The sequence below is a fragment of the Parendozoicomonas sp. 209JJ7-1 genome, assembly GCF_058147085.1.
The window spans coordinates 37,786-62,713 of the sequence record NZ_JBYVJU010000014.1 but is presented as its reverse complement, the minus strand read 5'-3'; the positions used below and the strand labels follow the sequence as shown (position 1 = coordinate 62,713).

Below are 24,928 nucleotides of genomic sequence, written 5' to 3'. Positions count from 1 at the left end.
GTTAAAGGGTTGATATGTCCGCAAATTCTCAACAACAATCCCGACTGAAAGAACTCATCAGCCGAGGTAAGGAACAGGGCTACCTGACCTATGCGGAGGTCAACGACCACCTGCCGGACGATATATCCGATCCGGAGCAGGTCGAAGACATTATTCGCATGATCAACGATATGGGTATCCAGGTTTTTGAATCTGCTCCCGACAGCGACGCACTTCTTCTGGGTGACGAAGAAAGCCAAAGCGCCGACGAGGACGCAGCGGAAGAAGCGGCTGCCGCACTGGCTGCTGTAGAGCAGGAAGCCGGACGTACAACCGATCCGGTGCGCATGTACATGCGCGAAATGGGTACCGTTGAATTGCTGACCCGTGAAGGCGAAATTCAGATCGCCAAGCGCATAGAAGAAGGCCAGCGTGAAGTTCTTACCGCCCTGGCACACTTTCCGGGCACCCTTGAACTGGTTCTGAGCGACTACTACCGCATCGTTGAAGAAGAAGGCCGCCTGAGCGACCTGTTCAGCGGTTACATTGACCCAGAGCCCGAAGTTGCTCCTCCTGCCGCCGAAGGCAATATCTCCGAAGAGGTAGAGGAAGACGACGATGACGATGACGAAGAAGAAGAGAACACCGGCCCCGATCCAGAAGAAGCCCGCATTCGTTTCGGCGAACTCTTTGAAGCCCACGAAGCTGCCCTGAAAGCCATTAAAGAATATGGTCGCAAGAGCCCTGAAGCCAAAGCTGCCCTGGCAGCTTCCGCAGAGCTGTTTGTTGCTATAAAGTTGATTCCCCGGATCACCGACCTGATGATCTTCCGGGTGCGCAACTCTCTGGATCAAATTCGCTCCAACGAGCGTGCAGTTATGCACCTCTGCGTACGTGGTGCCAAGCTGCCCCGCAAAACTTTCCTTGCCAACTTCCCCGGATGTGAAACCGATCTGGAATGGCTGAACAAGCTCTGCGCCAGCAACCCAAACCACGCACCAGGACTCGAAGCCCAGCGCATTGAGATTCTCCGTGCCCAGCGTAAGCTCAAAGCTGTTGAGACCGATATTGGCCTGCCACTGTCCGATATCAAGGACATCAACCGGCAGATGTCCATTGGTGAAGCCAGAGCCCGCCGCGCCAAGAAAGAAATGGTTGAGGCCAACCTGCGTCTGGTTATCTCCATTGCCAAAAAATACACCAACCGCGGCCTGCAGTTCCTGGATCTGATTCAGGAAGGCAACATCGGTTTGATGAAGGCTGTGGACAAGTTTGAGTACCGTCGTGGCTACAAGTTCTCCACCTACGCCACCTGGTGGATTCGTCAGGCGATCACCCGCTCCATCGCTGACCAGGCACGCACCATCCGTATTCCGGTACATATGATCGAAACGATCAACAAACTGAACCGGATTTCCCGCCAGATGCTTCAGGAAATGGGCCGTGAGCCTACTCCGGAAGAACTTGCAGAACGGATGGAAATGCCGGAAGACAAAATTCGCAAGGTACTGAAAATCGCCAAAGAACCCATCTCCATGGAAACCCCCATTGGTGATGATGAAGATTCCCATCTGGGCGATTTTATCGAGGATACCGCTATTCACTCACCAGTGGATTCCGCGACCTCGGAAGGCCTGCGTGAAGCAACCCGCAGCGTACTGGGCGGCCTGACCGCACGGGAAGCCAAGGTTCTGCGTATGCGTTTCGGTATCGACATGAATACCGACCACACCCTGGAAGAAGTCGGCAAGCAGTTCGATGTAACCCGGGAACGTATTCGTCAAATCGAAGCCAAGGCACTGCGCAAGCTGCGTCATCCGACCCGTTCCGATCACCTGAGAAGCTTCCTGGACGAGCAGTAAGCCTCTTTTTCAGCATAGAAAGACGCCTCTGGGCGTCTTTCCTGTGTCTGCTTACCGTCCCTCAGAATACGACATCCCTTTTATTTCTTTTATCATCCACTCCCCGAGAAGCTTATGACCCAACCCGGTCGTCATATGCTTACTATTAAAGAAGAAATACCCTTCACAAGCTTCCTGCGCCCCATCAGTGACACAGTCCCGCTCTGCACCATAGCGAATACCATTTATCTCTTTATGGGCCAGCACATCATCCTGCCAGGCAGCAGCATCCAGAATACGCACCTCCGACATTCCCGCAAGTTTCAAGCGCAAGTTCAGGTAATAGTTATACCCTGCACAAAACCACTTAAGCAGCTTTATCAGCATGACATGCCCACCGGTAATCTTATGCCCTATTGGCGTCGAGGAAATATCAGGAAGGTTTATGATAATAATTTTATCCCCCGAAACCCCTCGCCCCAACAATAACTCAGCCGCTTTTACCGTATTGCTCACAGGCTTTGAGAATTTCTGATGAAACCCCTTTCCATGTTCAGCCTGAACAGAACCCGCCCTCAGTTTATCCTGCTTTATCCATTGATAAAGCTTATCAAGTTCCTCCTCCGGCCACTGCAGCAACCGACGTATATTATCAATCACATCATTACCACCTCCGAACAGGATAAAGAGTGTTTGATCCAACGGCTCCTTATGACTTTCCAGAAACAGTTCAATCTGCTTTATCACACCGGGAACACAGGAGAATCCACCATTAACGCCTGGAGCACTGCAGGCATCAGCCACAGGAAACGGTACACCTGCAAGATCATCCAGATAATCTGAGCCGGTTTCAGCACTGGCCCAGGCACCATTTATACAGGCACTCTGTCCATAGTCTGAACTCGACGGTACGGAGGACTCCTCAAACAAACCTTCCGACAGGTATTCAAACCAGACCTTGCCACTCGATTTAACCGTCGGACCCGCCGGTCGATTAGTGATTGGAGCTCCCTTTCCTGCACCAGTGCGCCCATCGCCAGCAATCCAGTAATTATTCCCCTGATCGGTCAGACTGTCCCCAAATATAACAATGCCGGAGGGCAGTGCCAGAGCCCCCAAAGACCATATACAAAGAACACAAAGGAAGCAGACACAACGCATAGGTTCACCACTCACACGAGAGGAGAACTAAAATTAGAAGGAGTCAAAGAAAGTGCAACAGAGAAAAAGAAAGGCGGCTTGCGCCGCCTTTATTCTAACCAGAATCAGGCTTGATCCTGCATATTCGCCAGCTCTTTAATACTGAGCTTTATACGACCACGATTATCTACGTCCATTACAACAACCTTAACCTTCTGACCTTCCTTCAGATAGTCATTCACATCACTTACACGCTCTTCAGCGATCTGGGAGATATGAACCAGGCCATCACGACCGGGCAGAATGCTAACGAACGCACCAAACTCAACAATACGGGCAACTGTACCCTCATAGATCTTGCCCACCTCAGCTTCGGCAGTGATGCCGTAAACCTTGTCATAAGCATTCTGGCAGACGTCTTTGTTCTCACCGTAAATTTTAACAACGCCATCGTCGCTGATATCAATAGAACAGCCAGTCTCTTCACACAGGGATCGAATAGTCGCCCCCCCCTTACCGATAACATCGCGGATCTTGTCCGTGTGAATCTTCAGGGACATGGTCATCGGAGCGTTTTCATTCAGCTCAGTACGAGGCATCGCAATAACCTGGTTCATCTGTTCCAGGATGGTCATCCGTGCGTTCATGGCCTGCCCCAGGGCAATTTCCATGATCTCTTCGGTGATACCCTGAATCTTGATATCCATCTGCAGGGCGGTTACACCCTCGGAAGTACCGGCTACTTTAAAGTCCATATCACCCAGGTGATCTTCATCACCCAGAATATCAGTCAGAACAGCAAAGCGATCGCCCTCCTTGATCAGACCCATGGCGATACCAGCAACAGGCGCCTTAATGGGCACACCGGCATCCATCAGTGCCAGGGAGGTACCGCATACGGAAGCCATGGAGCTGGAACCATTGGATTCTGTAATCTCGGAAACAACACGCAGCGTGTACGGGAATTCTTCATCATTCGGAAGCAGGGCAGACACACTGCGGCGAGCCAGACGACCATGACCGATTTCACGACGGCCAACACCACCCATACGACCACACTCACCTACAGAGAAGGGAGGGAAGTTATAATGCAGCATAAAGGCATCACGGCTTTCGCCTTCCAGGCTGTCAATCAGCTGCGCGTCACGGGCAGTACCCAGAGTCGTGGTCACCAGCGCCTGGGTTTCGCCACGGGTAAACAGGGCGGAACCGTGGGTCTTGGGCAGCACGCCAACTTCAATATGAAGAGGACGAACAGTCTTGGTGTCACGTCCATCAATACGCGGGTTGCCATTGATAATGGATTCACGCACGTGGGATTTTTCCAGCTTACCAAACAGGCTGGAGATTTCTTTTGCTGAAGGGCCATCTTCTTTGGCCATCAACTCAACAGCTTCGTTACGCAGCTCAGCCAGAGCATTGTTACGGGCAATTTTGTCATGCGCCTTGTAAGCATCTGCAATCTTGCCACCGAAGGACATCTGCAGATTACCCAACAGCTCAGCATTCACTTCTTCAGCAGCCCACTCACGAACAGGCTTGCCAGTTTCAGCAGCAAATTCCTTGATCGCAGCAATGGCAGCCTGATAGCCATCATGTGCAAAAAGAACAGCGCCCAGCATTTCGTCTTCAGTCAGCTCTTTAGCTTCAGACTCAACCATCAGAACAGCGCTGTCAGTACCGGCAACAACCATGTCCAGCTCAGATTCTTTCAGCTCTTCATAGCTGGGGTTCAGCAGGTAACCGCCTTTCTCTTCGTTGAAGCCTACACGGGCAGCACCGATAGGACCGGCAAAGGGAATACCAGAGATAGCCAGCGCCGCAGAAGTCGCCAGCATGCCCAGCATATCCGGGTCATGCTTTTTATCGGTAGAGAGAACAGTGATGATAACCTGAACTTCGTTCATGTAACCTTTCGGGAACAGGGGACGAATAGGGCGGTCAATCAGACGGGAAGTCAGGGTTTCTTTCTCGCTCGGGCGACCTTCACGCTTCAGGAAACCGCCGGGGATTTTACCGGCCGCGTAAGTTTTTTCCTGATAGTGCACAGACAAGGGGAAGAAGTCCTGACCTTCACGGGCAGAGTGAGCGCCTACAACAGTCGCGAGAACAGCCAGGTCACCCATGGTTGCCAGAACGGCACCATCAGCCTGACGAGCCATACGGCCAGTTTCGAGGGTGACCTGCTGGCCACCGATTTCAAACGTTTTGGTTACAGGATTCACGATTATTTCCTTTCAACAATCAATCGAACCTGACCGATGAACGCAACTGTCTTTTACAGGGATGCAATCCAGAACACAGCCTGCTTACCAACATTAATAACACAAGCAATTACTATCCTCGGGATTGCACCCGGGCTTATCAGTCCGTGATCAGTCAGTTCATGAAAAGCTCAATCCATGAAAGGCGAGGCCCCCATGACTTGTCTTTTCGTTCACACTTTACCTTTCAAACAACAGGCTTTAAACATAGGTCTTCGCCTGTAAAACACACCATTCTATAAAATATATTCATAATAAAACACCGCTACCTTCTAACCCCGGGAGCTACAACCCCCTGAGTTTCCGGAAGCGGTGTTATTAATCTGCGGCCACTGGGTATACACCTAAAAGATACACATCCAAGAGGTACAGACAGGCCGGGAAGTTACCCTCCCGGACAGTGCCCACTTCGCCGCAATATACGGCAAAATGAAACCAAACCAGTCTCTTATAAACCAGTGTATTAGCGACGCAGGCCCAGGCTGGCAATCAAAACACGATAGCGCTCTACGTCCTTCTTCTTCAGGTAGTCCAGCAGGCTACGACGCTGGTTTACCATACGGATCAGGCCACGACGGGAGTGGTGGTCATGGATGTGATCCTTGAAGTGGGACTGCAGGCCTTCAATGTTAACGGTCAGCAGAGCAACCTGAACTTCGGGAGAACCAGTATCGTTCTCACCACGACCATACTTGGCAACGATCTCAGCTTTACGCTCGGCAGTCAGAGACATTTCTCAACTCCAGTCAATAATATGCATGATTCTCTGGAATGGCCGCGCATATTAACAGCCACCCTGATTTCACCTGCTGCCATGAAACAGAGTACCACAGGGTAAACACCCCAAAAGCCCTTATTCCACAGCAGCCAGGTATTCTAACCCCATATTCCCGATTAATCATCCGGGAATTGTATCGGGATATAACCAGATCCCAGCCTCAGGAGGCCGCATTCGCCACCAGGCGCCGCGGTGCCACCAGGCCATCATCCTGAATTTCACCAATACCCACAAAGATATTGGGAGCACCTTCGACCTGGCGGTAAATCCGCACAAAACCCGAAGTCGGTGCACGGGATACCTGAACCGGTTGTCCCTGGGTCAGGTAGAAGCTGCTTGCCTCACCCAGCATAACCGCCGGCCAGTGACTGACAGCAGAGTCCTGTTCCAGCAGAAGAGAGTCCAGAGCCGCATGGCCGCCACCCTCACGGACTTCTTCCAGCTTTTCGATGGTGTAGGACTGAGCCTCTTCATAGGGGCCGGCCTTCAGGCGGCGCAGCTCACCAACATGGGCTCCACAACCCAGCATTTCACCGATATCTTCCACCAGTGTGCGGATATAGGTGCCCTTGCTGCAGTCCACTTCCAGCACCATCTCATCACCCCGAAACTCCAGCAGAGTCAAACGGTAGATGCTCACCTTGCGGGATTTGCGCTCCACCTCAATGCCTTCGCGGGCATACTGGTACAGCGGCTTGCCGTTATGCTTGATGGCAGAGTACATGGAAGGCACCTGCTCGATCGGCCCCCGGAAGCGGGACAGAACCGGCTCAAGGTCAGCCTCAGTCAGAGCAACCGGACGCTCGGAAACAATTTCACCTTCCGTGTCACCGGTGTTGGTACGCACACCCAGCCTGGCCACAGTGCGATAGCTTTTATCTGAGTCCAGGAGATACTGGGACAGCTTGGTGGCCTCACCCAGGCACACAGGCAGCACACCGGTCGCCAGGGGATCAAGGCTGCCGGTATGACCAGCCTTGGCAGCACCGTACAGGCGCTTAACCTGCTGCAGCACTTCGTTGGACGAAGCGCCGAGAGGTTTGTCGATGACAACAATACCGTTGACCGCACGGCCACGGAAACGTCTGCGCCGGGACATTACTCTTTATCCTCCTGACTGTCGCCGGAATCGCTGGCAACAGCTTCATCAATCAGGGACGAAATATGGCGGCCACGCACCAGGCTGGCGTCGTATTTAAACCTGAGCTGAGGAATGAACCTCAGTCGCATTCTGCTGGACAGCTCGGTACGCAGATAACCAGACGCCTCCGTCAGAATTTCAACTGCTTCGTCTATATCTTTCTGTTCATCCAGACCCAGGAAGGTCACATGAATAGTGGCGAAGGCCATATCACGACTGACTTCCACGCCGCTCACGGTTACCATGCCGAGACGGGGATCTTTCATTTCCATCTGCAGGATGGGAGCCAGTTCGCGCTGAATCTGATCTCCTACCCGCCGGGTTCTACTGAATTCTTTTGGCATAACACATGCTTCGGATACTGCGTCCGACTTAATGACCCATTCGGGTACCGGTCGCACGCGGGAGTCTAAGACTCACAGCCACAATAAAAAAGGCGCGCGGAGGCTAACAACCACTTAGCCTTATGCCGCACGCCCTTCCTTATTCAGAACGGCGTTTACAGGGTCCGCTGAACCTCAACAGACTTGTAAACTTCGATCTTGTCGCCAACTTTCACATCATTGTAGTTCTTAACACCGATACCACATTCGTAGCCAGTTCGAACTTCATTAACGTCATCCTTGAAGCGACGCAGGGATTCCAGCTCACCTTCGTAGATAACCACGTCTTCGCGGAGAACGCGGATACGCTCGTTGCGGAACATGGTACCTTCGATAACCATACAGCCGGCAACAGCACCGATCTTCGGCGCACGGAACACATCACGAACGTCGGCAACTCCAACGATCTGCTCACGAAACTCAGCCTTGAGCATACCGGTCAGAGCCTGCTTCACATCGTCAATGATGTCATAGATTACGCTGTAGTAGCGCAGATCCAGACCTTCGCCCTCAACAATGCGACGGGCAGCAGCATCTGCACGGACGTTAAAGCCAATCACTATAGCGTTGGAAGCCAGAGCCAGGTTAGCGTCGGTCTCGGTGATACCACCTACGCCGCCGAAGATAACCTTAACATCCACTTCATCGTTACCCTGCTCATGCAGCGCAGCGGTGATCGCTTCCAGAGAACCACGTACGTCGGTCTTCAGTACAACTTTGAGGGTACGCTTCTCTTCGGAGCCCATGTCCTTGAACATGTTCTCCAGCTTGGCAGCCTGCTGACGGGCCAGCTTAATCTCACGGAACTTGCCCTGACGGAACATGGCAATTTCACGGGCCTTACGCTCATCCTGTACCGCGAGCATTTCGTCACCGGCATCCGGGGTTCCGTCAAGACCAAGAATCTCGACAGGAATAGACGGGCCAGCTTCATCAATCGGCTTACCGTTCTCGTCCAGCATGGCACGGATACGACCGTACTGCTGACCAACCAGAACATTGTCACCCCTGTTCAGAGTACCGGATTGCACCAGTACAGAAGCAACCGGGCCACGCCCCTTATCCAGGCGGGATTCGATCACTACACCCTTAGCCGGGCCATCAGCAACAGCCTTGAGCTCGAGAACTTCGGATTGCAGCAGAACAGCTTCCAGCAGGTCATCAATGCCCTGACCGGTATGGGCAGACACTTCAATAAACTGCGTATCGCCACCCCAGTCTTCGGGGATAACGTTACGGGCAGAAAGTTCGTTCTTCACACGATCCGGATCAGCTGCTTCCTTATCACACTTGTTCACGGCAACAACCAGAGGTACGCCAGCATCTTTCGCATGCTGAACAGCTTCCTCGGTCTGGGGCATCACGCCATCGTCTGCCGCAACAACCAGGATAACGATATCGGTCGCCTTGGCACCACGGGCACGCATTGCAGTAAATGCCGCGTGTCCGGGAGTATCCAGGAAGGTGATCATTCCGCGTTCGGTGGTTACGTGGTAAGCACCAATGTGCTGGGTAATACCACCGGCTTCGCCGGACTGAACCTTGGCCTTACGAATGTAATCCAGTAGAGAGGTCTTACCATGATCGACATGACCCATGACGGTAACGACCGGCGCGCGGGAAACCTCTTCACCAATATCCGCCGCTACTGCATCCTCCAGAGAATGCTCCAGCGCGTCGGCGTTCACCAGCTTGACCTTGTGCCCCATTTCCTCAACCACAACCGCCGCAGTTTCCTGGTCGATCACCTGGTTAATGGTCACCATGGTGCCAAGCTTGAACATAAACTTGATTACTTCCGCCGCTTTTACAGCCATCTTGTTGGCCAGCTCGCCAACAGTAATGGTTTCCGGAACAGCAACTTCACGAACGATAGCCGCTGTCGGCCTGGTAAAGCCATGCTGCTCAAGCTCTTTAGACTTGAACGGCTTACGACTCAGCGGCTTGTTGCGGTTACCGCCGCGATCATCACGACCGCCACGACCTTTACCGCGACCACGACCACGACCATCCTCATTTCGACCTACAGGCTCGCCGCCTTTCTTCTTGGCGGGCGTACGCCGACGACGACGATCATCATCAGCCGGAGGCGGAGGCGGCGCATCAGCACCAGGCACCACGCCCGGGGCAGAGCGAGGCGCAGGGCGAGGAGCAGGGCGACGATCATCGGAACGGGTAGATGAACGACGCTCACCACCACGGCCCGCAGGCGCAGAACCGCCCGGACGTGCACGACGTTGATCGTTTTCTTCCGTCTTGCGACGCACACCTTCTTTACGACGGGCATCGTCTTCTTCACGACGAGCCTTGCTCTGACGACGCTCGTCAGATGCCTTGTCATCAGCTTTACGCTGATCTTCGCGACGCTTCTTCTCGCCCTCAAGATCAGACTTCGCTTCGCTCTTCACATAAGTACGCTTCTTGCGCACTTCCACGTTCACAATTTTGTTCTTGCCGGAACCGCCCGCCACTTTCATCTGGCTGACGGTCTTGCGTTTCAGAGTCACCTGCTTGGGTTCCGGGTCTGCCGCTACAGAACCGGAAGCCGCGCCACCACCATGGGAACGACGCAGGTGGGCCAGCAGAGCAGCCTTCTCGACATCAGAAACCGGCTGCTCAGACGACTTATGGGGAAGACCCGCGTCATTCATCTGCTTGAGCAGGCGTTCAACCGGAGCTCCGACCACCTCGGCAAGTTGTGATACTGTTACATCTGCCATATAAACTTCTCCTCTAGTGGCCAGCTCAGTTCTCTTCTCCGAACCAGCAGATATTCCGTGCTTTCATGATCAGCTCTGCAGCCTTCTCGGAATCCAGACCTTCAATATCTTCCAGCTCGTCAGTTGCCTGTTCAGCAAGTTCCTCAAGGGTACGTACACCCCTGGCTGCCAGTTCATAGGCAAGCTTTTCTTCCAGCCCCTCCAGACCCAGGAGATCTTCAGCCGGCCGGGCACCTTCCAGTCGTTCTTCATTGGCAATAGCGAGAGTCAGCAGACGATCTTTTGCACGCTGGCGCAGCTCGTTAACCACTTCTTCGTCAAAACCATCAATTCCTGCCATCTCTTCGACAGGAACATAGGCAACTTCTTCCAGACTGGTGAACCCTTCTTCCACCAGAGTACGGGCAAGGTCGATGTCGACATCCAGATGCTCAACAAAAACCTGGGCCTGCTTGTCAGATTCCTGAAGCTGCTTGGCTTCGGCAGCCTCTTCAGTCATGACGTTAAGATTCCAGCCAGTCATCTCACTGGCCAGACGTACGTTCTGCCCGCCACGCCCGATGGCCTGGGCCAGGTTGTCTTCAGCAACCGCCAGATCCATGGTGTGGTTGTCTTCATCAACGATGATGGAAGCCACTTCCGCAGGCTGCATGGCATTGATCACGAACTGAACGGGATTATCATCCCACAGCACAATATCAACACGCTCATTGCCCAGCTCATTGGAAACCGCCTGTACACGGGATCCACGCATACCAACGCAGGCACCCACGGGGTCAATGCGGCCATCGTTGGTTTTCACCGCAATCTTGGCGCGGGAACCCGGGTCACGGGCAGCGGCCCTGATTTCGATAACCTCTTCGGCAATTTCCGGCACTTCGATGCGGAACAACTCAATCAGCATTTCCGGACAGGTCCGGCTCATCATCAGCTGGGGACCACGGTTCTCTTCGGAAATAGAGTGCAGCAGAGCACGTACGTGACTGCTCATGCGAAAGGTTTCCCGGGGGATAACCTGGTCCTTGCGCAGAACCGCTTCAGCATTGTTGCCCAGGTCGACGATCAGGGTGTCACGGTTCACCTTCTTGATGGTGCCGTTCACCAGCTCGCCGAGTTTATCCCGGTAGGAATCAACCATCTGACGACGCTCGGCTTCACGTACCTTCTGTACGATAACCTGCTTGGCCGTCTGGGCCGCGATACGCCCGAAGGCGATGGATTCCACCGGCTCTTCCCAGATATCGCCAATTTCCAGGGCTTCGTCTTTCTCCTTGCCCTCATCCAGAGTCAGGTGGGCACCAGGAATTTCAAAATCTTCGTCCGCTACAACGGTCCAGCGGCGGAAAGTGTCGTAATCGCCGGTTGCCCGATCAATCGCGACGCGAATGTCCACCTCAGTCTCATAGCGTTTTTTCGTAGCCGTCGCCAGGGCAGTTTCAATCGCCTCGAAAATAACATCGGGCGGTACTCCCTTTTCATTGGAGACGGATTCAACGACTAACAGAATCTCTTTGCTCATGCTCTGCCTCGCGCATCGTTAAACCGGTTCTTCCCTTACGGACCCGCTTTCCCTCCAGAAGGAGCCGCGGGCAGGCATCAGAACTGCGGTATTACATTCGCTTTATCAATAGTGTCAAAGGGAAAAAGGTATTCATGGTCATCACAGATAATCACCACCTCATCACCTTCTACACCCCGAATCACTCCCCGATACTTCCGTCGCCCTTCAAAGGGAACCCGCAAGCGCATGTCGACCTGATTTCCCGCAAAGGCGACATACTGCTCCAGTGTGAACAGAGGTCGATCCAGCCCCGGCGAAGATACCTCCAGGGTATATTCACTGGCGATCGGATCTTCGACATCAAGTACAGCGCTCAGCTGACGGCTGACACCTTCACAGTCTTCCAGCCCTACACCTGATTCCTTGTCGATAAACACCCGCAGATTAGTCTGCTTACCCTGCGAAACGAACTCAACCCCCCAGAGTTCGCATCCAAGCGACTTCACAACGGGATCAACAAGCTCGCGCAGTACTTCCAGCTTGCCTGCCACTGATAACACCCTCGTACTGACGACAAAACCGCATTGGGCTTTCCTTAAAACCACGTTGCCTTAAAAGCACGTTGCCTTAAGATCACTCCGCAACAGCAATAAAAAAAGGGCTAAAAAGCCCATCCTCCACTGGTACCGCAAAACAGCCGAAGCCATTCCAGATACATATGTGAACCGCACCTTCCTTCTATTGCATATACCATGTACATAGCTGGATATGCTCGGCAAAGCGGGTTTCCAATTACATCTTCAGATCATCCAGCGTCGGACTTTGTTACAACCTTTCGGCACCATATTGAGCTTTGGTCAGTATATAGCCGACCACACTTCAGATCAGATTTTTCCGATCATAACAAAAAGCCCCTGCATAAGGGGCTTTTCTTAATATTGGTAGCGGGGGCCAGATTCGAACTGACGACCTTCGGGTTATGAGCCCGACGAGCTACCAGGCTGCTCCACCCCGCACCAAAACTTTGAGAGTATATTGTCAGAATCCATAAGCCGTCAAACACGGACCCCGCTGGTTGCTCTGACAATATCAACACCTGCTTCGCAGATGCCTCTGAAACTGGTGCCGAAGGCGGGACTTGAACCCGCACGTCCATAGGACACCACCCCCTCAAGATGGCGTGTCTACCAATTCCACCACTTCGGCTTCAGATACTGCTGCCACTTACAGATAACCGCTAAAACCAGTATTACCTGGAAGAACCTTCAGAAGGCGCGACCACGGCTGGCTTTTTAACCTCACCCTGTGGGACATCACCCTCAGCAGACGCGGCAGAGTCTACCACAGGAGAATCCGAAGAATCTACTGTAGAATCACCAACTTCCGGCACATCGGAAGTCGCGGGAGCTTCCTGCACAGCTGCGGGAATCTGGTCGGGAATACCTTCGATACCACCGGAAGTCAGCGCAACAGCCTTGTCCCGGGCAATCATGGCCAGGGAGATACTGGTTACGAAAAACACAGTCGCCAGAATGGCAGTGGAGCGGGACAGGAAATTCCCGGAGCCCTGGCTGCCAAAAACGGTTTGCGACGCGCCGGAGCCAAAAGAAGCGCCGGTTTCTGCCCCCTTACCCTGCTGCAACATCACCAGGCCAATCAGGCCCAGAGCCACCAATACATGAACAATAAGAATCAATGTTTCCATTCTTTAACCCGCAGCACCACAAATAGAGAGAAAGTCCTGTATAACCAGAGATGCGCCGCCCACGAGACCACCATCAACATCGGGCTTGGCAAAAATCTCTGCCGCATTTGACGCTTTAACACTGCCACCGTAAAGAATCCTGGTGCGCGATGCCAGATCCGCATTATAACAGGCAAGCAGAGTCCGGATTTCCCCATGAACATCCTGGGCCTGTTCTGGCGTCGCTGTTAAGCCGGTGCCAATCGCCCAGACAGGCTCGTAGGCAATGACCAGCTTTTCCAGCGCTGCAGCGCCCACATGATCAAGGACGACTCTGATCTGCCGGGATACGACATTCATAGTCTGACCAGCTTCACGCTCTTCCAGCGTTTCACCCACACACAATACAGGAACCAGTCCGAGCGTTCCGGCCCTCTGCACTTTGTCGGCAGTATCCTTATCGGACTCACCGTACAGAGCACGACGCTCGGAATGACCGACCAACACCATAGTACAGGAAAAATCCTGCGCCATATCGACAGAAACTTCACCGGTATAGGCACCTTTGGCCTCAGTACAGATATTCTGCAGCCCCCAGGCGACCGGACTCCCGGCCAGCGCATCTGCTACCTGCTGGATATAAACAGCCGGAGGAAAAACCGCAGTTTCTACCTCACCGGCCAACTCTGCAGATCCGGTCTTAAGCCCTGCCAGCAGAGCCGCCACCGACTTGCGGGACCCGTTCATTTTCCAGTTACCGGCAACAAGCGGCTTGCGCATACAAAACCTCGTTATCAGAAGGGACGGAATGTTAGCGTACCGTCAGCACGCATGACAATGGGCACACATGCAAATAACACCACAGGAAAATCCGGCAGCGCATATATCTTGTAAAAAATCGGGCTATCAGCCTGCTTCCGCCTCAACAACATCAGCCAGGGAGCGGCACCTCTCCGAAACCTCGGCAGCATTTTCCCCTTCAATCATGACCCTGATAACAGGTTCTGTACCAGATGTACGTAACAGCACCCGGCCACGCCCGGCCAAATCGGCTTCAGTCTGACGAACAGCCTCGCTGATGGCCAGATTTTTATCCGGATCAATCCTTTCCACCATGCGCACATTAATCATGGTCTGGGGATATTTCACCATATCGCCACAGAGATCTTTCAGGTTTCGGCCGGTATTTACCATCGCCCTGAGCACCTGGAGCGCTGCAACAATACCATCTCCGGTGGTAGAAACATGGCGGCAGATCAAATGACCGGAGGATTCTCCACCCAACTGCCAGCCACGGGACTGAAGCAGTTCATTCACATAGCGATCACCTACCCGGGCACGGGCAAAAGGAATACCCGCACCTTCAAAGGCTTTTTCCAGGCCGAGGTTGGACATCACAGTACCAACCACTCCACCAGACAGACCGCCCTGACTGTGACGGAAGCGGGCAATAATGTAGAGCAGCTCATCACCGTCCACTTCCCGACCTTCATTGTCGACCATCAGTACGCGGTCACCATCACCATCAAAGGCAATACCCAGATCTGCGCCGGTTTCAGCAACTTTCGCCTTCAGAGCATCCAGATCTGTTGAGCCCACACCAGCATTAATATTCAGACCGTCCGGGGATACACCGATAGCATTAACCTTCGCACCCAGCTCACGGAATACATCCGGACCTACGTGATACGTCGCACCGTGGGCGGCATCCACAACAATATTCATATCGGAAAGATCAAGGGGACCCACTGTCGCCTTGCAGTATTCAATATAACGGCCAGCGGCATCATCAACCCGACGGGCCCGGCCAAACTCAGCCGGGTCCGCTACATCCATTTCCTGGTCCAGCAGGGTTTCCATGGCCAGCTCAACAGTATCCGGCAGTTTTGTACCTTCAGCAGAGAAGAACTTGATACCGTTGTCGTAATAAGGGTTATGGGAAGCACTGATCACAATGCCGGCACTGGCATTAAAAGTGCGGGTCAGATAGGCGACAGCAGGCGTTGGCATCGGGCCAAGCAGCCAGGCATCCACACCCGCCGCGGACAGACCCGCCTCAAGGGCGGACTCAAACATATAGCCAGACAGTCGTGTATCCTTGCCGATAATCACTCTGTTTGCGCCCTGCCCGGCAAAGGCCTTGCCTGCGGCCCAGCCCAGTTTCAGGACGAACTCAGGTGTGATTGGAAACTGACCAACCCTGCCACGAACGCCGTCTGTTCCAAAATACTTACGACCCATACCGTCTTCCTTAATTCTTCAATCTTTTCGCAAAGCGCACATCAGGCCGCTTCCACAGCCTTCAGCATCCTCAGCGCATCCACGGTCTCTTTTACATCATGAACACGAATAAGCTGCGCTCCGGCCTGAGCCAGCAGAACAGCCAGCGCAAGGCTGCCTGCCATACGTTCATCTGTTGTATTTTCCAGCACAGCCCCGATAAACGACTTTCGGGACACGCCAACCAGCAACGGAAAATCCAGTGTGTGAAACTCCCTCAGGCGACGCACCATCTGCAGATCATGCTCAGCGGTCTTTCCGAACATGCCACCGCCAAAACCCGGGTCCAGAATAATACGTTCCCGACTTATTCCTGCGGCTTCACAAGCCTCCACACGGGACATAAGGTAGACGGACACGGACTCGATAACATCATCATAGTCCGGCTTAAACCCCGGCGCGGGCTGGTCAACCAGGGAGTGCATCAGGATAACCGGCACACTGCACTCAGCGGCGGCCTCCAGCGCTCCCGGACGCACCAGGGCACGAACATCATTGATAATATCCGCCCCGGCTGCCACAGCGGCTCTCATCACCTCAGGGGAACTGGTATCAATGGAGATAATAACGCCCGATTCCGCCCGCAGGGCCTTGATCACCGGCACCACACGGCCAATCTCTTCTTCTGCAGGGACTTCCTTGGCATCGGGTCGGGTTGACTCACCACCAATATCAATAATTCTGGCACCAGCCTCAATCATTTTCCGGGCATGATCCATAGCCCGATCAAACGAGCTGTAACGCCCACCATCAGAGAAGGAGTCCGGGGTAACATTTAAAACCCCCATCACCCCAGGAGTAGAAAGATCCAGCTCACGCCCTGCGCAGCTCAGTGTTTTCTGCATGGTTAAACAGCAACCGGTTCCGTAAATTTTATTAACACTGTAACTCACCCACGCAACCAGGCAGGCACGTCACCTTACAAAGATATGACAGGGAAGTATACGCCCGAAAAGGCCCGGCTGAAATCTGACTGTTCACCCACCTGCAAAAAAGGGAAGCCGAAGCTTCCCTTTTTTCATTTACACCCTGTCAGTGCTGACCGGCAGGTCCGCCAACGGGCTTATCACCACTGTCTTTGGAGTCGTCAGAGGAAGGCGCGTCATTGGCCGGAGCAGCCCTCTCCGCTTTCGCTTCCGGATGACCAGAATCACCGTTCTCATCCCAGTCTTTTGGGGGACGAGGTTTACGGCCTTCCATGATGTCATCAATCTGCTCGGCATCGATGGTTTCATACTCCATCAGAGCATCTTTCATCAGCTCCATGGCACCACGATTCTCATCAAGAATCCTCTCCGCAGTGGCATAGCACTCATCAATGATCACACGCATTTCCTGATCAATGATTTTCGCCGTTTCACCGCTGACACCGGCATGATGAGTACCCTGACTCTTACCCAGGAAGACTTCACCCTCTTCCTCGGTATACAGCAGAGGACCAAGCTTCTCCGACAGACCCCAGCGCGTCACCATATTGCGGGCCATATTGGTAGCCTGCTGGATATCGTTGGAAGCCCCGGTGGAGACACCATCTTTGCCATAGTACATCTCTTCAGCGATACGACCACCATACATGGAGGCCACACGGCCAAGCAGGTATCTGCGGCTATAGCTGATTTTGTCCTCTTCCGGCAGGTACATGGTCACACCCAGGGCACGGCCACGGGGAATAATGGACACTTTGTAAACCGGATCATGCTCAGGCATCAGGCGACCGACAATGGCGTGACCAGCTTCATGGTAAGCGGTCATCTCCTTGTCTTTTTCGCTCATCACCATGGACTTGCGTTCGGCGCCCATCATGATTTTGTCTTTGGCCTGGTCAAACTCCAGTTTGCCAACCGTGCGCTTGTCGGAACGGGCAGCGAACAATGCCGCTTCGTTCACCAGGTTGGCCAGATCAGCACCGGAGAAACCGGGCGTACCACGGGCAACCACACTGGCTTTTACATCATCTCCACAGGGTACCTTACGCATGTGCACCTTGAGAATCTGTTCACGGCCACGAATATCCGGCAGAGGTACAACAACCTGGCGGTCGAAACGGCCAGGACGCAGCAGCGCGGGGTCAAGTACGTCAGGACGGTTAGTCGCTGCGATAACAATGATACCGTCGTTTGCCTCGAAGCCATCCATTTCTACCAGCAGCTGGTTCAGGGTCTGCTCACGTTCATCGTGACCACCACCCATACCTGCGCCACGGTGACGACCCACCGCATCAATTTCATCGATAAAGATAATGCAGGGGGCCTGCTTCTTGGCCTGCTCGAACATGTCACGGACACGGGACGCACCCACACCCACAAACATTTCCACAAAGTCGGAACCAGAGATGGTAAAGAAGGGTACCTTCGCTTCACCGGCAATAGCCTTGGCCAGCAGGGTTTTACCCGTACCTGGAGAACCAACCATCAGCACACCACGGGGAATACGACCACCCAGGCGCTGGAACTTGCTCGGGTCTTTCAGGAAGTCTACGAGTTCCTGAACATCTTCCTTGGCTTCATCAACGCCAGCCACATCCGCGAAAGTGGTTTTGATCTGGTCTTCCGACAGCAGGCGGGCCTTGCTCTTGCCAAAGCTCATGGGGCCGCCTTTGCCGCCACCGCCGCCCTGCATCTGCCGCATAAAGAACATAAACACAGCGATGATTACAAGAATGGGAAAACTGGCCACCAGCAGCTGGGACCAGATGCTTTGCTTCTCAATGGGTTTGGCTTCGACCTGGACGCCATTGCGGAGCATTTCGTCCATCAGTTTGTCATCCCGCACAGTCGGCGGAAGGTTGACTTCGAAGCGTTCGTTATTGGTATAGGTTCCGGTCAGGGTATAACCATCAATCAGCACGCGGCTGACCTGACTGTTATCGACCTGAGTCACGAAGTCCGAGTAATTGACCTTTTGGGTAGAGGATTGCATGCCGTCGAAGTTTTTGAAAACCGTCAACAGCACGAGGGCAATTATCACCCATAAGATCAGATTTTTTGCCATGTCATTCAAATATGTACCCTCACCGAGCGCATTCGGTACGACTGATAACTTGTAGGCTCTGTATCAGGTGAGAACGCCAGAGCTTCCCGTGTTAATTGAGGAGGTGCAACGCAAAACGCGATACCTGAAAACTCCACATTACTACAGAATGACAGCCAGAAACAGCATCCAGAGACAGACTCTGACTATCATGCCTGTTATTAAAAACCACTGTTAAAAACCATGTTCTCTCAGGACGTACCGTCCAAACAAAGTCTTGATACCAATTTGGGGACTCTCTCCCTGTTTACAACCCCGAAATAATGAAAAATTACGTCAGGGCCTGTTGACGCCCTGTAATCGGCTCAGTGCCCCCTAACCCCTGAACTGCCGCCCTAACAGGTAGGTTTCGCTGGAACGGGTACGGGACGCACCTGGCTTACGGGTTACCACGTTGCCAAAGCTGGTACGCATATCCTTCAGATATTCATCAAAGCCTTCACCATGAAATATTTTGACCAGGAAAGCTCCACCGGGCTTCAGCACCTGACGGGCCAGATCCAGGGCCAGCTCCACCAGATACATGGCTTTGGGTTGATCAGTCGCTTTCACGCCGCTCATATTCGGTGCCATATCAGAGATCACCAGATCAACCTGGTCTGAACCGATTGATTCCAGAATTTCGGCAAGTACAGAATCTTCTGTAAAGTCACCTTGCACAAAAGCCACATCCGCGATCGGGTCCATAGGCAGAATATCGGAGGCGACCACCCGCCCCTTGTCTCCGATTTTCTCGCCCGCCACCTGGGTCCAGCCCCCAGGGGCTGCCCCAAGGTCTACCACAGACATGCCTGGGCGAAACAATTTATCTTTCTCAGCAATTTCCAGCAGTTTGTAACTGGCTCTTGAGCGATAGCCGTCCTGCTGGGACTGCTGGACATACTGGTCATCAAAATGCTCTTTCAACCAGCCGGCACTACTTTTCGATCTCGACACAACCCCCGTCCTCTAAAACACTCTGACCAGAGCAGGCACTTTCCTGCCCCGAAAATTTAACAGATGGGCATTTTAGCGAATAAGCCTCGACTACCCAATCAGGAACATCCCTACCACCTTGCATCCCCTGTAAGTACCTATAAAATGCGCCTCCTGTTTATTCATATACCCTCTGGAGAATTCACCATGGCGCTAAAAGCCGAAAGAAGACGGGAATTACGTGCCATCGGGCATAACCTGAAACCTGTAGTTATTGTTTCCGAGAACGGCATGACCGAAGGTGTTGTCGAAGAAACCCTGAGAGCACTGAAAGATCACGAACTGATCAAGGTGAAGTTTGCGATCACTGACCGGGAAACCAGAAAGCAGCTGATGAATGAACTGTGCGAAACCTGCGGCGCGGAAAATATTCAGACCATAGGCAAAATCGCACTGATTCTAAAACCCGCCAAAGAACCCAACGCCAAGCTTTCCAATCTCCTCCGCCCGGCAGGCTGACCCCCTGCAGTGTAACTACTCAGAACTTGTAGGCAAATTTTCTGGTCGACTTGCTATAGCCCGGTAATATCAAGGGTGCCACTTTCAAAGCGGACACTTTTGCCTACAAAAAATGAGCAGTTATCCTGCAGTAACAGGCCTGATTCTCTAAGCGAATTAGGCAAATTACTTCCCACCCTGTAGATCGGTTCTGACAAAAACCACTCCCTTAAAAACTTTGAATCACCACCTCAGCGCCATTCCATTAAAGCGCATCCTCTGATCACCAGTATTCATTCCGCCAAGACAGTTTTCTGGAAGTAGTCTTTAATAAAATCTAGGAACAGCCATGTGTCGGGATTGCAATTGCTAAAAAATACCAACCACTCAGAAAAGGGTTTCACCCTGATAGAAATTATGATTGTTATTGCTATTCTCGGCATTATTGCAGCTATAGCCATGCCTTTTTACCAAACCTATATCCGCCAAACACAAATTGCCGAAGGATTACGGCTTTCTGCAAAAGCTAAAAGCGAAATATCAGAGCACTATGCAGTTAACGGCTCTCTTCCTACAACCAACCTCCTGTTTTATAACGCTGCGGCCACAGCCGGAAGCGGTGAACTCAGTTGCATAAGGTGGTCAGGATACCTGAAATTCATTGAACTCTGGTTCAATGGGGAGGGATTGGGAGCGAACTGCACAGGGCTACCTGTTGACGGAATGCTGCTATTAAGGCCCTCCACAGACGGTGGAAATATTACCTGGACCTGCCAAAACCATTATCTACCTCAGTATAAAATCAGTTCAGACACCTATCTTCCAAGCACCTGCCGCTAAGGGCTGCTCCAGCCCTGGAACTCTTGCATGGGAACCCTTGCATGCAAAACACCCATAGAAAACAGACAGCCCTTAAGCTGCCCACTTTCCTGTGAAGGATGGCTATCACCAGATCAATAATCAGATGTGTTTCACTCCCTCAATCTCGTACTCCATCTGGCCACCGGGAGTGGCAACCACAACCACATCACCCTCTTCCTTACCAATCAGGGCCCGGGCGATGGGAGATGTGACTGACAGCTTGCCTTCCTTGATGGAGGCTTCGTCCTCACCCACAACCTTGTAGGTAACAACAGACTCATCATCTGCATTCATCAGGGAGACTGTTACACCAAAAATCACCCTGCCGGTGTTCTCGATCTCAGTGATGTCGATCACCTGGGCATTGGAAAGCTTGGCTTCCAGCTCCTGGACACGACCTTCATTAAATCCCTGCTGCTCACGTGCCGCGTGGTACTCGGCGTTCTCTTTCAAATCGCCAAGCTCACGGGCTTCCGCGATTGCCGCTGCAATCTTGGGACGCTCCTTGCCTTTGCGAACTTTCAGCTCCTCGCGGAGCGCCTTTTCGCCCTCCACTGTCATGGGGTAGCGCTGCATTCAGTTATACCTTCGTGTAAATCCTGTAGTCGTCTGACACTCTGCTCCGGGCCAAACTCAATGGCCTGCGCAACCGCGAGGGCACAGGGCATGGTTGTGGTATAGAGCACCTTGTTCATCAGGGCTGATCGACGAATTGTAAAGGAATCAGCTATCGCCTGACGACCCTCAGTAGTATTAACCACGAAATCAATTTCGCCATTGACGATTTTATCCACAAGGTGCGGACGGCCTTCCTTCACCTTATTGACCACCTCAACCTCAATACCGGCCCTTTCCAGAACCGCAGCCGTACCACTGGTGGCAAACAGGGAGAAACCATTATCCCGCAGCAGACGGGCCAGCTCGGCCACACGGGGCTTGTCCCGCTCGCGGACGCTCAGAATAGCCTGCCCACCAGCCGGAAGCTGCATTTTTACCGCCAGCTGGGCTTTGGCGTAGGCTTCCGGGAAACTGTCACCAACCCCCATCACCTCACCGGTAGACTTCATTTCCGGGCCGAGTATCGGATCAACACCGGGGAATTTATTGAACGGGAAGACCGCTTCCTTCACATAAACCTGCTCAGGAATAATCTCCTCGGTGTAGCCCAAATCAGCAAGGGTCGCTCCCGCCATTACCCGGGCAGCAATCTTGGCCAGGGATATGCCAATACACTTGGAAACGAAGGGTACAGTTCTTGAGGCTCTCGGGTTCACCTCAATTACATAGATATCGCCATCCTGGACCGCCATTTGCACATTCATCAGGCCAACCACCCCCAGCTCAAGGGCCATGGCCTTCACCTGATCACGAATGGTGTTCTGAACATCGTCCGGCAGATCGTAGGGCGGCAGGGAACAACCGGAGTCACCGGAGTGAACACCCGCCTGCTCGATATGCTGCATGATCGCACCGATCACCACATCCTTACCGTCACAGATCGCATCCACATCCACTTCTACGGCATGGGTCAGGTAGAAATCGAGAAGGACAGGACTGTCGTTGGAGACCTGCACCGCTTCATTCATGTAACGGTTCAGTTCAGCTTCCGTACCAACAATCTCCATGGCCCGACCACCCAGAACATAGGACGGGCGCACCACCAGCGGATAACCAATCTCCTTAGCCTTAACCACAGCGTCTTCCAGGCTGCGCACCGTGGCATTGGAAGGCTGACGAAGACCCAGCTTCTGGATCATCTTCTGGAACAGCTCCCGGTCTTCCGCCATATCGATGGCTTCCGGGCTGGTACCGATAATCCTGGCACCAGCGGCTTTCAGAGCCAGGGAGAGCTTCAGGGGGGTTTGGCCACCGTACTGGACAATTACGCCATCGGGCTGTTCAACATCAACAATGGCCAGCACATCTTCCAGGGTCACCGGTTCAAAGTAGAGACGATCGGAAGTGTCATAGTCGGTAGACACTGTCTCGGGGTTACAGTTGACCATAATGGTCTCGTAACCGTCTTCCCGCATAGCCAAAGCCGCATGCACACAGCAATAATCGAACTCGATACCCTGACCGATACGGTTAGGACCTCCGCCGATAACCATGATCTTCTTTTTATCAGATACCGCCGCTTCACACTCTTCCTCATAGGTTGAGTACATGTAGGCGGTATCAGAGGCGAACTCCGCAGCACAGGTATCCACACGTTTGAATACCGGACGGAGATCCAGGGACAGGCGGTGCTTGCGAACAGCGTCTTCAGCCACATTCAACAAAGTCGCCAGACGGGCATCACTGAAACCCTTGCGCTTCAGGCGACGCAGGGTGCTGTAATCCAGGTCTGCCACGGAAACACCCGCCAGATCAGCCTCTTCCTTCAGCAGGTCTTCCATTTGCGCCAGGAACCAGGGGTCGATCTTGGTCAGGCGGAAAATATCCACCAGGCTCAGCCCCAGACGGAAGGCATCTGCCAGGTACCAGATACGCTCGGCTCCCGGAGTAATCAGCTCTTCACGGACTTTCTCTTCCGCAGCCGGGCTATCCAGGGCAACAACAGGATCAAGACCGGAAACGCCCACTTCCAGACCACGCAGCGCTTTCTGCAGGGATTCCTGGAATGTACGTCCGATCGCCATCACCTCACCCACAGACTTCATCTGGGTAGTCAGGCGAGCATCGGCCTGGGGGAACTTCTCGAAGGCAAAACGAGGAATCTTGGTCACGACATAGTCGATAGCCGGCTCAAACGAAGCCGGAGTCACACCGCCGGTGATATCGTTCTGCAGCTCGTCGAGGGTGTAACCCACCGCCAGCTTCGCGGCCACCTTGGCAATCGGGAAACCTGTTGCCTTGGATGCCAGGGCAGAAGAACGGGACACCCGGGGATTCATTTCAATAATGACCATCCGGCCATCTTCCGGATTAATACCAAACTGAACGTTGGAGCCACCGGTTTCTACACCAATCTCACGCAATACCGCCAGGGAGGCGTTACGCATGATCTGGTATTCCTTATCGGTCAGGGTCTGGGCCGGGGCAACAGTGATGGAATCACCGGTGTGTACACCCATGGGGTCGAAGTTTTCGATGGCGCAGACAATGATGCAGTTGTCGTTTTTGTCACGGACAACTTCCATCTCATATTCTTTCCAGCCGATCAGGGATTCATCAATCAGCAACTCATTGGTCGGAGACAAATCCAGACCACGATTACAGATTTCTTCAAATTCATCCTTGTTATAGGCAATGCCGCCACCCGTACCACCCATGGTAAACGACGGACGAATAATACAGGGGAAGCCAACCATATCGAGGACTTTATAAGCGTCCTCCATACTGCGTGCGATACCGGCGCGAGGGCAGTCCAGGCCGATATTCTTCATCGCCACATCAAACTTGCTGCGGTCTTCGGCCTTGTCGATGGTTTCGGCGTTGGCGCCAATCATCTCTACGCCATACTTTTCCAGTACGCCGTGGCTTTCCAGATCAAGGGCACAATTCAGGGCTGTCTGGCCACCCATGGTGGGAAGCACAGCGTCCGGGCGCTCTTTTTCAATAATCTTTTCTACGGTTTCCCAGCGGATGGGTTCAATATAAGTCGCGTCCGCCATCACCGGGTCGGTCATGATCGTGGCCGGGTTGGAGTTCACCAGAATAACCCGGTAACCCTCTTCCCTCAGCGCCTTACAGGCCTGGGCACCGGAATAGTCAAATTCGCAGGCCTGCCCGATTACGATAGGGCCAGCGCCAAGAATCAGAATGCTTTTGATATCTGTCCGTTTTGCCATGATGTTTTTCTACACTCTGTTCACATGGTTCACGCTGCGCGTTGTGTTTCTGGATGTTACTGCCTGTGTCCGCAACGTCGTTCTTTATTTGAAAAGCCTTGAATGGGAAGCTTTGAATC

General features: G+C 53.1%; 19 protein-coding genes and 2 tRNA genes. 3 read left to right on the top strand and 18 right to left on the bottom strand.

All coding sequences use genetic code 11. The features are described 5' to 3' along the window. Nucleotides 1–14: 14 nt before the first annotated feature. Complete coding sequence (rpoD, locus tag ACY2RQ_RS14470; RefSeq protein WP_490113693.1) at nucleotides 15–1,841, top strand: RNA polymerase sigma factor RpoD; 1,827 nt, start codon at nucleotides 15–17, stop codon at nucleotides 1,839–1,841. 51 nt (nucleotides 1,842–1,892) lie between these two features. On the opposite strand, the gene ACY2RQ_RS14465 is transcribed toward rpoD, so the two are convergent. From ACY2RQ_RS14465 to rlmE, 16 genes are all read right to left on the bottom strand, one after another. Next, complete coding sequence (locus ACY2RQ_RS14465; protein ID WP_490113692.1) at nucleotides 1,893–2,981, bottom strand: SGNH/GDSL hydrolase family protein; 1,089 nt, start codon at nucleotides 2,979–2,981, stop codon at nucleotides 1,893–1,895. Nucleotides 2,982–3,085: 104 nt separating this feature from the next. Next, entirely contained in the window at nucleotides 3,086–5,185 is a 2,100-nt protein-coding gene (gene pnp / locus ACY2RQ_RS14460; RefSeq protein ID WP_490113691.1) for a polyribonucleotide nucleotidyltransferase, read from the bottom strand. A gap of 502 nt (nucleotides 5,186–5,687) precedes the next feature. Continuing rightward, nucleotides 5,688–5,957, bottom strand: coding sequence for a 30S ribosomal protein S15 (gene rpsO, locus ACY2RQ_RS14455; protein WP_490113690.1), 270 nt, complete (start codon nucleotides 5,955–5,957; stop codon nucleotides 5,688–5,690). A 205-nt stretch (nucleotides 5,958–6,162) separates the two neighbouring features. Continuing rightward, nucleotides 6,163–7,101 carry a tRNA pseudouridine(55) synthase TruB gene (truB, locus tag ACY2RQ_RS14450; protein ID WP_490113689.1) on the bottom strand — a complete coding sequence of 313 codons (939 nt, stop codon included), beginning with the start codon at nucleotides 7,099–7,101 and terminating at the stop codon, nucleotides 6,163–6,165. Further along, complete coding sequence (gene rbfA, locus ACY2RQ_RS14445; protein ID WP_490113688.1) at nucleotides 7,101–7,487, bottom strand: 30S ribosome-binding factor RbfA; 387 nt, start codon at nucleotides 7,485–7,487, stop codon at nucleotides 7,101–7,103. The genes truB and rbfA overlap by 1 nt, the downstream gene beginning before the upstream one ends. 155 nt (nucleotides 7,488–7,642) lie before the next feature. Then, nucleotides 7,643–10,246 (bottom strand): translation initiation factor IF-2, encoded by a 2,604-nt coding sequence (gene infB, locus ACY2RQ_RS14440; RefSeq protein WP_490113687.1) that lies wholly within the window; start codon nucleotides 10,244–10,246, stop codon nucleotides 7,643–7,645. Between the two features lie 25 nt (nucleotides 10,247–10,271). Next, nucleotides 10,272–11,765 carry a transcription termination factor NusA gene (gene nusA, locus ACY2RQ_RS14435; protein WP_490113686.1) on the bottom strand — a complete coding sequence of 498 codons (1,494 nt, stop codon included), beginning with the start codon at nucleotides 11,763–11,765 and terminating at the stop codon, nucleotides 10,272–10,274. Between the two features lie 77 nt (nucleotides 11,766–11,842). Then, a complete protein-coding gene (gene rimP, locus ACY2RQ_RS14430; RefSeq protein ID WP_490113685.1) occupies nucleotides 11,843–12,298 on the bottom strand; it encodes a ribosome maturation factor RimP in 456 nt (151 codons plus the stop codon). Between the two features lie 388 nt (nucleotides 12,299–12,686). Continuing rightward, nucleotides 12,687–12,763: transfer RNA gene (locus ACY2RQ_RS14425), tRNA-Met, on the bottom strand. Nucleotides 12,764–12,867: 104 nt separating this feature from the next. Continuing rightward, nucleotides 12,868–12,953 (bottom strand) — tRNA-Leu (locus ACY2RQ_RS14420). Nucleotides 12,954–12,996: 43 nt separating this feature from the next. Then, nucleotides 12,997–13,452: a preprotein translocase subunit SecG gene (gene secG / locus ACY2RQ_RS14415; protein WP_490113684.1), complete on the bottom strand. Its 456-nt coding sequence runs from the start codon at nucleotides 13,450–13,452 to the stop codon at nucleotides 12,997–12,999. A gap of 3 nt (nucleotides 13,453–13,455) precedes the next feature. Next, nucleotides 13,456–14,211, bottom strand: a complete 756-nt coding sequence (gene tpiA / locus ACY2RQ_RS14410; protein WP_490113683.1) for a triose-phosphate isomerase — start codon at nucleotides 14,209–14,211, stop codon at nucleotides 13,456–13,458. Between the two features lie 126 nt (nucleotides 14,212–14,337). After that, on the bottom strand, nucleotides 14,338–15,672 hold the full coding sequence (gene glmM / locus ACY2RQ_RS14405; protein ID WP_490113682.1) for a phosphoglucosamine mutase: 1,335 nt from the start codon (nucleotides 15,670–15,672) through the stop codon (nucleotides 14,338–14,340). A gap of 41 nt (nucleotides 15,673–15,713) precedes the next feature. Continuing rightward, nucleotides 15,714–16,556, bottom strand: a complete 843-nt coding sequence (gene folP, locus ACY2RQ_RS14400) for a dihydropteroate synthase (protein WP_490113681.1) — start codon at nucleotides 16,554–16,556, stop codon at nucleotides 15,714–15,716. A gap of 187 nt (nucleotides 16,557–16,743) precedes the next feature. Continuing rightward, on the bottom strand, nucleotides 16,744–18,702 hold the full coding sequence (gene ftsH / locus ACY2RQ_RS14395; RefSeq protein WP_490113765.1) for an ATP-dependent zinc metalloprotease FtsH: 1,959 nt from the start codon (nucleotides 18,700–18,702) through the stop codon (nucleotides 16,744–16,746). A gap of 354 nt (nucleotides 18,703–19,056) precedes the next feature. Further along, nucleotides 19,057–19,677 carry a 23S rRNA (uridine(2552)-2'-O)-methyltransferase RlmE gene (gene rlmE / locus ACY2RQ_RS14390; RefSeq protein WP_490113680.1) on the bottom strand — a complete coding sequence of 207 codons (621 nt, stop codon included), beginning with the start codon at nucleotides 19,675–19,677 and terminating at the stop codon, nucleotides 19,057–19,059. Between the two features lie 186 nt (nucleotides 19,678–19,863). Here rlmE and ACY2RQ_RS14385 point away from each other — a divergent pair, with 186 nt between their 5' ends. Together ACY2RQ_RS14385 and ACY2RQ_RS14380 are read left to right on the top strand one after the other, a co-directional pair. After that, nucleotides 19,864–20,175, top strand: coding sequence for a YhbY family RNA-binding protein (locus ACY2RQ_RS14385; protein WP_490113679.1), 312 nt, complete (start codon nucleotides 19,864–19,866; stop codon nucleotides 20,173–20,175). A 330-nt stretch (nucleotides 20,176–20,505) separates the two neighbouring features. Beyond that, the gene (locus ACY2RQ_RS14380) at nucleotides 20,506–20,994 is read left to right on the top strand and encodes a pilin (RefSeq protein WP_490113678.1); all 489 of its coding nucleotides are present in this window, start codon (nucleotides 20,506–20,508) and stop codon (nucleotides 20,992–20,994) included. Nucleotides 20,995–21,114: 120 nt separating this feature from the next. On the opposite strand, the gene greA is transcribed toward ACY2RQ_RS14380, so the two are convergent. Continuing rightward, nucleotides 21,115–21,591, bottom strand: a complete 477-nt coding sequence (gene greA, locus ACY2RQ_RS14375) for a transcription elongation factor GreA (protein ID WP_490113677.1) — start codon at nucleotides 21,589–21,591, stop codon at nucleotides 21,115–21,117. Further along, complete coding sequence (gene carB, locus ACY2RQ_RS14370) at nucleotides 21,573–24,809, bottom strand: carbamoyl-phosphate synthase large subunit (protein WP_490113676.1); 3,237 nt, start codon at nucleotides 24,807–24,809, stop codon at nucleotides 21,573–21,575. The genes greA and carB overlap by 19 nt, the downstream gene beginning before the upstream one ends. Nucleotides 24,810–24,928: the final 119 nt, after the last annotated feature.